This is a genomic window from Lysinibacillus sp. UBA5994, from assembly GCF_002429725.1.
In the GTDB taxonomy this organism is placed as follows: domain Bacteria; phylum Bacillota; class Bacilli; order Bacillales_A; family Planococcaceae; genus Lysinibacillus; species Lysinibacillus capsici.
The window spans coordinates 1-10,379 of sequence record NZ_DJAU01000015.1 but is presented as its reverse complement, the minus strand read 5'-3'; the positions used below and the strand labels follow the sequence as shown (position 1 = coordinate 10,379).

The following is a 10,379-nucleotide window of genomic DNA, read 5'->3' as shown; positions in this document are numbered from 1 at the left end:
GGCTTACACCAAGTTCCCCAGAAATTTAAAAATACCCCTTGTCCTTTATAATCCGACAATTTATGTTTTTCACCGTTTAAATCTACTAACGTGAAGTCAGGTGCCTCAGAGCCTACTGCTACTAACTCTACTTTTTCCTTTGTTGCTGTTCCATATACTGTGTACCCGATTGCCAACGCTAACACAGCTAAAATGACAGTTCGCAGTACAAGACGTTTTTTCTTTTTCTCCAAGTTAATAAACCCCCTATCAATTACGGCTTGCGTTGCTTTTACATATTGAAGAAACAAATAGAACTTTTTCACTCTCTATACGTCTATAAATATGTAAAAGCTTCTTTCACATTGACGTCAACAATACCGGATTAAATGTGTTACAGCTTTTTTGAACAAACTGCTACTAGGTGTACTATTCTCACCTATTATAGCAAAATGATACAAAAACACTTAGCTATTAATTATGAATGATTTATGAACGATTTCACCACAAAGAAAGTGTAAACATCCAAATACCTCTATTGGTATCCACACTTTCTTCTGGCAACATTGCATTAATCAAGCTTTCCTGTTTCTGCTAACACACGTAGTTGCTTTACTTCATGCTTTGATAATTCACGGTATTCTCCTGGAGCAAGACCAAATAAATCTAAAAAAGCAAAGCGTTCGCGTTTTAATTTAACAACAGGTGTTCCAATCGCTTCAAACATACGACGAACTTGGCGATTGCGCCCTTCATGAATCGTAATTTCACAAATAGCTTTGCCCGCTTTTTCATCGAAAGATGTCATACTTACCTTAGCAGGTGCTGTCTTTCCATCCTCTAATTTGATCCCTCGTTGAAGCTTTTTAAGCCCTTCAATTGTTGGCACTCCTTTGACACGAGCGATATATGTTTTGTCAATTTTAAATTTCGGATGTGTCAACATATAGGAAAATTCTCCATCATTTGTTAATAGCAATAATCCAGATGTATCATAATCAAGACGACCAACTGGGAAAATACGTTGCGGAATATGATGAAATAAATCTGTGACAGTTTTGCGTCCTTTATCATCTGTAACTGCAGAAATTGTTCCACGTGGTTTGTAAAGTAAGAAATATACCTTATCTTCTTTTTCTAGTTTTACACCTTCTACTTCAATTGTATCGGAATTAGATACCTTTGTTCCTAACTCACGAACCACTACACCATTTACTTTAACTTTACCTTCTAAAATCAATTGCTCTGCCTTGCGCCTTGACGCAACACCTGCATAGGCAATGACCTTTTGTAATCTTTCCATTTTTTCACCTCTAGTTTTCTTTCACATTGACACGTTCGTCATCATTCGATTTCGATCCAATGAATAGGGTTATTTTTCCCGCTAATCTGTGAAAATTATGTCATACTTTTAGACATTATTAAAGAAAAACAAATTTCACATTTTTTAATTGAGTATTCCGACTAATTTCTCATTCGTTAATTTCTTAACATTTGAACCGAGATTTTGTTTTGTTTACTAGCAGTATACTCATTTGATAATCATGCGAATCGATTGTAAAATGTTTATTTTGACACAAAAAAAGCTACCATTCGGCAGCTTTTATTTGTATACATTTTCAATTGTTAGGCCACGTTGCTTTAACTCATTGGCTATATAGTTTTTAGCCAGTACCATATTGCCTGCCAAAGGTTCCTCCATTGTGGAACCATCTTGAAATGTAAAAACCAGATGATCAGGCTTTGTCACACCACTTTTTTCTAGATTAACTTGCTCAACTTTCACTATTTCTTCCCACTCGACAAAATTTACTTTTAAACTAAAAAATGGATTCATATGAATACCTCTTGAATCTATCCATTTATAAGTATTAAAGCTTAATGCGATGAAACCTAAGGCAATTAATAAGGAAGTAGATACTAGACCACGTTTTATATTCTTTCTTTTTTTCGTTTTAGGTATGATCAAATAATTGATTAGTAGTACGAGGGCCATAACAAATAAAGAGACCATAAAGATAATATAAGCATTAAAATAAGGTGCAAAATAATAAAATTCATTAGGTCGATATAGTATCTCTTGAATTGGATATAGAAGAATGACAGGCACAATTAAACTTGATAAGAATAAGATAATGATTAGCCCAAATTGAATTTGCCTACCATTACTTTCCATTGAAGCTTTCCTCAATTTCCTCACCCCTTTTTTTCGAAAATTAAGAATTTTACATTCATTATCATTTTACCAAATTTAACATCAATTGATCAAATAATGTAAAAAATCAGCAAATCGTTTTTAACGATCCGCTGATTCAACTTTTACTGGCGTTGCATAAATCCGTTCTTCTCCTATAAAGATAGACAAGACTGCTTCTTGGCGTTTCCTTGAAACATGTAATACTTGCCTCACCTGTTCTTTTTCCTCTTTATTTAACTGTAGTCGAACGGGCTCTTGTAAACGAATAGCCAACTTTTTATTGACATTGTATTTACCCTTTTTCACTACTGTTTCAAGACTATAATCTTGCCATACTTTATTGGATAAGCCTCGATGTACATTCCAATCATCTGATTCATTTAAGGTGACGACAACGCAGATTTGCCCGTCCTTTTGAAAGGCCGTTGCAAGTGTTCGTCCTGCAACCTTAGTAAAGCCCGTTTTTCCAGCGAAAGCAGTACCAGTGGCTGACTTTAAGGAACTAACAGGCTGTTCTGTCTCATCATCTATATCTGCTGCCATTCCTGAACCTTCTCTTAATAGACGGTGTTTATTTTCCCATAACATTCCGTTTACTGTATTTGCCCGATAAAGTACAGTTGAAGCAATTTTCTCAAATGTTTTATTTTGCAACGCAAGTCTTAACATCTCAGCAGTATCTCTTGCAGACGATAAATGCTCATCATGATGAAGACCAGAAGGATTCATAAAGACGGTATTGGTAAGACCTGCAATAACAGCTCTTTCATTCATTAATTTGACAAAACCCTCTACAGACCCTCCTACATGTTCGGCTAAAGCTGTTGCAGCATCATTGCCAGAACGTAGCATTAAGCCATACAATAACGTTTCAACTGTCACCGTTTCACCAGCCTGTAGGTAAATAGAGCTCCCCTCAGCCATAGCAGCCTTAGGGGATATAACGACTTCATCCTGCAAGTCACTATTTTCAATTGCCACAAGTGCTGTCCAAATTTTTGTGAGGCTAGCAATAGGTAATCGTTCATCGCTATTGGATCCAATTAAAAGTCGACCTGTATCGCCATCCAAGACAGCATAGCCGCTTCCTCCTCTTGCAAAGCTAGTCTGAGGAAGCATTACCATTAACACAATGATCATAAACAGTGTTAAACGAAATAACCGAAGCAACGAGCCACTCCTTATTCAATGTGATAGGAAATTATAGATTTAAATTTATGTTGAAGGCTACGCATTATACCTAACCATTATTTTGCTCCGCTAAAAGTCTCTTGGAACTTCGTCATAAATAAATCTGTTTCTTGTTCTGTATCAGCAAGGTCCTCTTCAGGTAGAGGAGGCATTTCTTCTATACTATTTAAGCCAAAATAATGTAAAAATTCTTTTGTTGTTCCATATAAGATGGCACGTCCAGTCCCTTCTGACCGTCCTACCTCTTTAATTAATCCTCGTGAAACTAATGTTTGGATTGGTCGTTCACACTTCACACCGCGCAAATCTTCTATCGCTACACGTGTAATGGGCTGTTTGTATGCCACGATCGCTAACACTTCAAGGGAGGCTTGAGATAAGGATTGTGCGGTTGGATTTTCTACTAATCTTTGAATCGTATCGGCAAAATCAGATTTTGTAATGAGCTGATAAACGCCTGCAATTTCTTTCACCGTGATTCCTCTTGTTAAATCTTCTTCGTAGGTTTCTCTCAATGTATTCATTGTTTGCAGAATCAGCTCTTCCTGCTCTCCTAAGAGTTGTGAAAGTTGTTTAATCGTTAAGCCATCATCTCCCACAACAAATAATAAGGCTTCAATTCTACTCTGTAACATCAATGTTTTCGTCATCTTCCCATTCCTCCTTCTGTAAGGTAACCATTAATTCTTCAAAGTTACCATCTTGCTCTACGATGACGACCTGACGTTTCATCAGTTCAAGTAGGGATACAAACGTCAGAATAAGTGTTGGCTTATCTTCATAGGGAAAAAGCTCGAAAAATGATGCACGTCCACCTGTTAATCGTAAAGAATCCACAACAGAGCGCATTTGATCTTTTACTGATCGCTCCTGCCTTGCTACAGTTGTTTTTAATGGTTTCTTTAATTTTTTGCGACGCATCAATTTTTGAAATGCTCCAAGCATATCATAGATATTCACATTCAAATCAAATAAAGCCATCTGTTCTTCTGAGGCTAATCCTGTTAAATCAGCAGGTGGCCTCGTAAATACCTGTGCTCGGTCTGTTTCAAGCTCCTGCAAATTACTAGCTGCTTCCTTGTATTTTTTATATTCGATTAAGCGTTGCACGAGTTCTTCACGAGGGTCAGGGCCGTCCACTTCTAATTCTGCGTCCTCCATCTCTCCTTCGTGAATTGGCAATAACATGCGGCTTTTAATTGCCAGTAACGTTGCTGCCATTACTAAATATTCACTTGCTTCATTTAACTCTAGTACTTGCATTGCATGTATATGGTCGATATATTGTTGTGTAATTTCAGCCATTGGGATATCATAGATATCAATTTCCAATCTGTGAATTAAATGCAATAATAAATCAAGAGGCCCTGAAAAGGCTTCTAATTTTACTTCATAAGACATTATTTTACCACCCTGAGATTCTATGTTCTTTTAGTATAGTGGAAAGGAGTCCAAAATGCATCCACAGCATCATACTTTATTTATAGATTACTGTGCCTATTTTAATGGCAATCAAGATTTTTTTGAATGCCATGAAGTGCTAGAGGAATATTGGAAGGAAATTGCACCTGGTGATAAAATGCATCCGCTTGTCGGCTATGTGCAGCTGGCAACAGGTTTCTATCATTGGCGACGTGGTAACAATACTGGTGCTAAACGAATTTTAGAAAAAGCACTTCATAACTTTCAAGAAAATGAAGGGCATGTTTTTTTCCAAGAAATTGATTATCTTGAACTCCTAACACAAATAACAAAAGCTATCACTTCGATTAAAACGGGCAAGTCCTTTCAAACTTTCCAGCTCCCTCTTTCACCTCACTTGCTGGATTTAGCCCTAGCACGTATAAAGCTTTTGCCATCAAATAGCTCAAATTATCTTCTTCATAAACATATGCTTCGAGATCGCTCACATATTCTTGCAGAGCGACAAGAAAGCAAACAAAGAAAAAGCAGACGTTGTTAATCGTCTGCTTTTTCATCGATACAATGAATACATTTTTGAACAAAACTACGTGTTTCATCTGTAGCACGCACACTTTCATATTGGCCAAGTTCCGCCACTTCTTGAAGCATCTCCGTTGCTACTCCCTCTCCCCTATAAGAAGGGATCACCGACACGTGCTGGATTGTGGCTATATTATGCTCGTCAACAACAAGCCCTACAATGCCAACATATTCATCATTCTTTTTCCATAAGTATAAAACCCAATTATCGTCATTTTCATAGGAGTGGATGGTTTCTGTAAGCTTTTTTACGTCTTTTTCGTTAGGCATAAATGAAAGTAGCCCCATTGCTATTTTCTCTAAAGCTTTTTTATATCGAATTAACATATTTGTCTATTCCCTCTTTTTCTAGCTGTACATAATCTTTGACTATCCTACACGATTTGTACTTTTACCGCAAGCCAATTTCTGTCTTACGAACCAGGTCCGAGAATACCTTTCGACGCCAACACCCAATAGACTACGCCCCATAATAAAATAAATGTTGTAATGGACGCTAGTAATACCCACTTATTTTTCCTCAAATTTACTCACCCTTTTTTAAAGTTAGCGGGAGATCGTTTTGCACAATATCTTCATAACTTTCGCGGCGAATAGCTAGTTGATGCTGTCCATCCTCTACAAATACAACTGCAGGTCTTGGCACACGATTATAGTTACTAGCCATCGAATAACCATACGCACCTGTACAGAAGATGGCTAACACATCACCTGAAGCAGCATCTTGTAGTTTAGCATCAATAATTAATTTATCGCCAGATTCACATAATTTACCAGCAACTGTATAAAGCTCATCTTTCGGCTCGTTCGCCTTACTTGCGATGACTGCCTCATACTTAGCGTCGTATAATGCGGGACGGATATTATCGCTCATACCTCCATCGACAGCAATATATTTTCGCACATCTGGCACAGTTTTTTGTGAACCGATTGTATAAAGAGATGTTCCTGCATCACCTACAAGTGATCGACCTGGTTCAATCCAAATTTCCGGCATCTTCAGTCCAAGAACAGTTGCTTTATTTTTGACAACTGTAATCATATCCTCTACATATACTTGTGGTTCAAGCGGTGCATCTTCTTCAGTATAACGAATACCAAAGCCCCCACCTAAGTTTAACACAGTACATGTAAATCCGTGAGTCTTGTTCCAATCAGAAATTTTGTCAATCAATTTTTCTCCAGCCAATCCAAAACCGGCAGTGTCAAAAATTTGTGAGCCAATATGGCAATGTAAACCAAGTAGCTCTAGGAATTCATGGTTAAATGTTTGTTGGAATGCCTCATCCGCTTGACCATTGTTTAAGTCAAAGCCGAATTTTGAATCTGCTTGACCTGTCGTGATGAAATCATGCGTATGTGCTTCAACACCTGGTGTAACACGTAATAATATACGCATTTTTTGCTGACGGCGCTCCGAAATATCTTTTAAAAGCTGTATTTCATAGAAATTATCTACAACAATACATCCAATCTTGGAGTCAAAAGCTAGCTCTAATTCAGCAATGCTTTTATTGTTACCATGAAAATGAATGCGCTCTGCAGGGAAACCTGCCTTTAAGGCAGTAAATAATTCTCCACCAGATACAACATCCAATGATAAATTTTCTTCTGCTGCTAATTGATACACCGCTACACATGCAAATGCTTTTGAAGCATAAGCTACTTCTGCTTTTACACCTAGTTTTTTAAACGTTTCGATAAAGCTGCGCGCACGCTTACGAATAAGTGCAGTATCATACACGAAAAGTGGTGTACCATACTCTTTTGCTAGCTCTAATGTGTCTACCTGTCCAATTGTTAAATGACCATCTTCAGAAATCGCTTGTGTTCCATATAAATGCATGTGCATCTCTCCCTTTTCACATCGTTCCATCTTGTTATTTTTACGGTTTGAAAGTGGAAGGGTTCTTTACTATATTAGAACCATTCCATCAAAAAATTATTTCCCTCACATATAAAAAAACAAATGTATAGTACTTGCTTTTTCTTGAATGAAAATAATTTTTGCAAAAATCACAAAATACTATATGTGAACTTTATCACATGAAAAAAACGAGTGCAACGGCTCCTATGATCTTTTTCGCTGTTTGGAAGCGACTACATAAGGTCTGAGTGCATCTGCTGTCATTGGGAAGCGAATAATGACGCGAAGCATTGCTGTTGGAAAGAATGGAACAAGCGGCCATAAATAAGGTGCCTGCATTGGTCGCAATGAACATAAATACGTAAACAATAAAAATAAACCAATAAATAACCCATTGACACCCCAGAGACCCGTCATCAGAAGTAGCAGTAACCTAAAAATTTTAATGGAGATACTAAGCTCATAGGATGGAATAATGAAAATAAGAATGGCTGCTACCGCTGTATAGAGGACCACCTCTGAAGAGAATAATCCAACATCAATCGCAATTTGACCAATGATTACCCCCGCAACCAATCCCATCGCAGTGGACAATGGTGACGGAGTATGAATGGCGGCCATCCTCAAAAATTCTATTCCAATATCCGCAATCAAAATTTGTAGTAATAAAGGTACATGCGATTTCTCCTCCGTACCTAAAAAGGAGAGGGCATCTGGAAGTAGGGATTCATTCGTTGCAAATACATACCACAGTGGCAATAAAAGTAAACCCATTACAGAGCCAAAATATCGCATAAAACGTACAAACGTCCCTACTGTGGGTGCCTGACGATATTCCTCTGCATGCTGCAATAAATGAAACACTGTAACAGGTACTAAAATAACGGATGGAGAAGTATCGACTAATATAGCTATATGCCCTTCAAGTAGATGAGCTGCAGCAATATCAGGTCTCTCCGTATAACGTACAAATGGAACTGGGTGGAACTTTTGTTTAAAGAGCCATTCTTCTAATGATTTATCGGCCATCGTCAAGCCATCATGATTTATTTGTCCAAGACGCTGTCGTAAACTTTCGAGCATATCTTCATTGGCAACATCCTTCATAAACGCGATCGCCACGTCGGTTTGACCGATTTTGGATATTTTATGTAGCTCGAAACGTAGATTACTATTACGAATTCGCCTACGTATTAAGGCTGTGTTTTGAGAAATCCCTTCTGTAAAGCCATCCCTTGATCCACGGATAACTTTTTCATTATCTGGCTCTTCTGGAGAGCGTCCTGGATAGTTTCTAAGCTCTGCAACATAGCAATAGCCACTTTTAGTAATAAAGGTGACTTGTCCACTTAAAATGGCTAGTAAATAGGCTTTACGCTCTGTTTCTTCTGAACGTCCATGGAAATTAAAGTAAGACTCAAAATATTCCTTCTCATCCTCTACATCAATTTCAATGTCCTCATCTGGAAGCATGCTAGACAGCAACTGTGTTAAAGCTTCTCCATCTACAAGCCCACTAATATATGCACAAAGGACCGGCAAATCTTTGACAAATAAGTGTTTAATACCAACGTCAAACGATTCGCCGTCACCAAATTGTTCTATAAGAAAATCTTCGGCTTCTTCTAAGCTGTTAAATAATTTATTTGTCATGCTGTCACCATTTTCTTAGATGTCTTTTTTTATTACTTCCTGCTCCACTGTTGCACTAGTTGCCATCCAACTTTTCAGCTGGGCAAGGATTTTTTTCTCTAATCGGGAAACCTGTACCTGCGATATACCTAATCTATTTGCAATTTCAGTTTGCGTGCAATCTGAAAAATAGCGAAGATATATGATAGACTGCTCTCTTGGCTCAAGTCTCGTTAGTACTTCTTTTAATGGGATGTAATCAAATGGTTGCTCCGATTTTTCATCCTTCATTTGATCCATTAGTGTAATGGAATCACCCTCACTCTCATACAATTGCTCATGAAGAGAGGCAGGGTCTCTCAATGCATCGGATGCTGTAACAATTTCCTCTGTTGTCACACCAAGCACCTGAGCAAGCTCTTGAATGGTTGGTGGATGTTCGTTCTTTTTAATAAATTCATCTGTAGCATGACGGATTTTAAAATTGAGCTCACGAATAGAGCGGCTCACCTTCACCATACCATCATCCCTTAAAAAACGCTGAATTTCTCCAATGATCATCGGTACAGCATAGGTTGAAAATTTCACATCATAGGTTAAATCAAATTTATCCACAGATTTCATGAGCCCTATGCAGCCAATCTGGAATAAATCCTCAAGCTCAACACCTCTCGTTGTAAAACGTTGAACAATGGACCACACAAGTCTCGTATTGCCTTCTACCATTCGTTTACGAGCCTCATGATCGCCCTGCTGTGCGCGTGCAATTAAATCACGCATTTCCTCCTGAGACAATAGCTTATCGGACGACTGTTCTAACGGCTTCACGGGTTTAACCTCACATTACCGCTGTGCGAACTGTGTAAAATTTCTTCGTGAATGTTACAGTTGTTCCTTCTTGCCATTTTGATATAACTGTCAGCTGATCTGAGAAGCTATCCATAATCGTGAAGCCCATACCCGAACGCTCCATCATACTTTTTGTTGTAAATAATGGTTCCATTGCTCGACTAACGTCTTCAATTCCTATCCCTTTATCCATGACAGATACTGTCACAATATCATCCTCACGTTTAGCATGAACTGTCACAACACCCTTACCATCTTCTTCATAGCCATGAATAATAGCATTGGAAACTGCTTCTGAGACAACTGTTTTAAATTCTGATAGCTCATCAATAGTTGGATCTAATTGTGCAATAAAGCCTGTAACAGCTACACGCGCTAAAGCTTCATTTTCACTAATTGCCAAAAAAGTTAATGTCATTTCGTTATCCATTTACAATCCCCCTTACGCGATCAATCGCTTGTTCCTCTGTTGCATCCATCATCCACGGTCCTAAACCTGAAAATTGAAATACTTTTCGCATTGTTGGCGATGGATTCAATAATATAGTTCGCCCAGCAACTGCCTCTAACTCACGCATACGACCAAGCACTAATCCAACTCCCGAACTATCCATGAAAGATAGTCCTTCCAAGTTCCAAATGATGGTCGTCACAGTGCCT

The 10,379-nt window shown here is 38.1% G+C and carries 13 protein-coding genes; 1 reads left to right on the top strand and 12 read right to left on the bottom strand.

Annotation, left to right across the window (positions count from 1 at the left end; all coding sequences use genetic code 11):
* The 6 genes from B3D98_RS05075 to B3D98_RS05050 form a co-directional block, all read right to left on the bottom strand.
* The coding region (locus tag B3D98_RS05075) for a redoxin domain-containing protein (RefSeq protein WP_288581262.1) at window positions 1–233 on the bottom strand (233 nt) is incomplete at its 3' end.
* Between the two features lie 317 nt (window positions 234–550).
* The gene (locus B3D98_RS05070) at window positions 551–1,282 is read right to left on the bottom strand and encodes a pseudouridine synthase (protein WP_004232209.1); all 732 of its coding nucleotides are present in this window, start codon (window positions 1,280–1,282) and stop codon (window positions 551–553) included.
* 300 nt (window positions 1,283–1,582) lie between these two features.
* Window positions 1,583–2,170, bottom strand: coding sequence for a hypothetical protein (locus tag B3D98_RS05065; RefSeq protein WP_288581258.1), 588 nt, complete (start codon window positions 2,168–2,170; stop codon window positions 1,583–1,585).
* A 105-nt stretch (window positions 2,171–2,275) separates the two neighbouring features.
* On the bottom strand, window positions 2,276–3,346 hold the full coding sequence (locus tag B3D98_RS05060; RefSeq protein WP_054550607.1) for a D-alanyl-D-alanine carboxypeptidase family protein: 1,071 nt from the start codon (window positions 3,344–3,346) through the stop codon (window positions 2,276–2,278).
* Window positions 3,347–3,423: 77 nt separating this feature from the next.
* A complete protein-coding gene (gene scpB, locus B3D98_RS05055) occupies window positions 3,424–4,017 on the bottom strand; it encodes an SMC-Scp complex subunit ScpB (protein WP_054550606.1) in 594 nt (197 codons plus the stop codon).
* Window positions 3,989–4,768 (bottom strand): segregation/condensation protein A, encoded by a 780-nt coding sequence (locus tag B3D98_RS05050; RefSeq protein WP_016992993.1) that lies wholly within the window; start codon window positions 4,766–4,768, stop codon window positions 3,989–3,991. The genes scpB and B3D98_RS05050 overlap by 29 nt, the downstream gene beginning before the upstream one ends.
* 55 nt (window positions 4,769–4,823) lie before the next feature.
* Between B3D98_RS05050 and B3D98_RS05045 the strand changes: the two genes are divergently transcribed.
* Window positions 4,824–5,330 (top strand): DUF309 domain-containing protein, encoded by a 507-nt coding sequence (locus B3D98_RS05045; RefSeq protein WP_048391294.1) that lies wholly within the window; start codon window positions 4,824–4,826, stop codon window positions 5,328–5,330.
* Here B3D98_RS05045 and B3D98_RS05040 read toward each other — a convergent pair.
* The 6 genes from B3D98_RS05040 to B3D98_RS05015 form a co-directional block, all read right to left on the bottom strand.
* Window positions 5,327–5,698 (bottom strand): GNAT family N-acetyltransferase, encoded by a 372-nt coding sequence (locus B3D98_RS05040; RefSeq protein ID WP_004232192.1) that lies wholly within the window; start codon window positions 5,696–5,698, stop codon window positions 5,327–5,329. The two genes, B3D98_RS05045 and B3D98_RS05040, sit on opposite strands and share 4 nt — an antisense overlap.
* A 199-nt stretch (window positions 5,699–5,897) precedes the next feature.
* Window positions 5,898–7,217 (bottom strand): diaminopimelate decarboxylase, encoded by a 1,320-nt coding sequence (gene lysA, locus B3D98_RS05035; protein ID WP_066036603.1) that lies wholly within the window; start codon window positions 7,215–7,217, stop codon window positions 5,898–5,900.
* A 225-nt stretch (window positions 7,218–7,442) separates the two neighbouring features.
* Complete coding sequence (locus B3D98_RS05030; protein WP_004232186.1) at window positions 7,443–8,891, bottom strand: spore germination protein; 1,449 nt, start codon at window positions 8,889–8,891, stop codon at window positions 7,443–7,445.
* A 15-nt stretch (window positions 8,892–8,906) separates the two neighbouring features.
* The gene (sigF, locus tag B3D98_RS05025; RefSeq protein WP_009370709.1) at window positions 8,907–9,698 is read right to left on the bottom strand and encodes an RNA polymerase sporulation sigma factor SigF; all 792 of its coding nucleotides are present in this window, start codon (window positions 9,696–9,698) and stop codon (window positions 8,907–8,909) included.
* A gap of 10 nt (window positions 9,699–9,708) precedes the next feature.
* A complete protein-coding gene (gene spoIIAB / locus B3D98_RS05020) occupies window positions 9,709–10,149 on the bottom strand; it encodes an anti-sigma F factor (RefSeq protein WP_048391296.1) in 441 nt (146 codons plus the stop codon).
* The coding region (locus B3D98_RS05015) for an anti-sigma factor antagonist (protein ID WP_288581243.1) at window positions 10,142–10,379 on the bottom strand (238 nt) is incomplete at its 5' end. The genes B3D98_RS05015 and spoIIAB, both read right to left, overlap by 8 nt.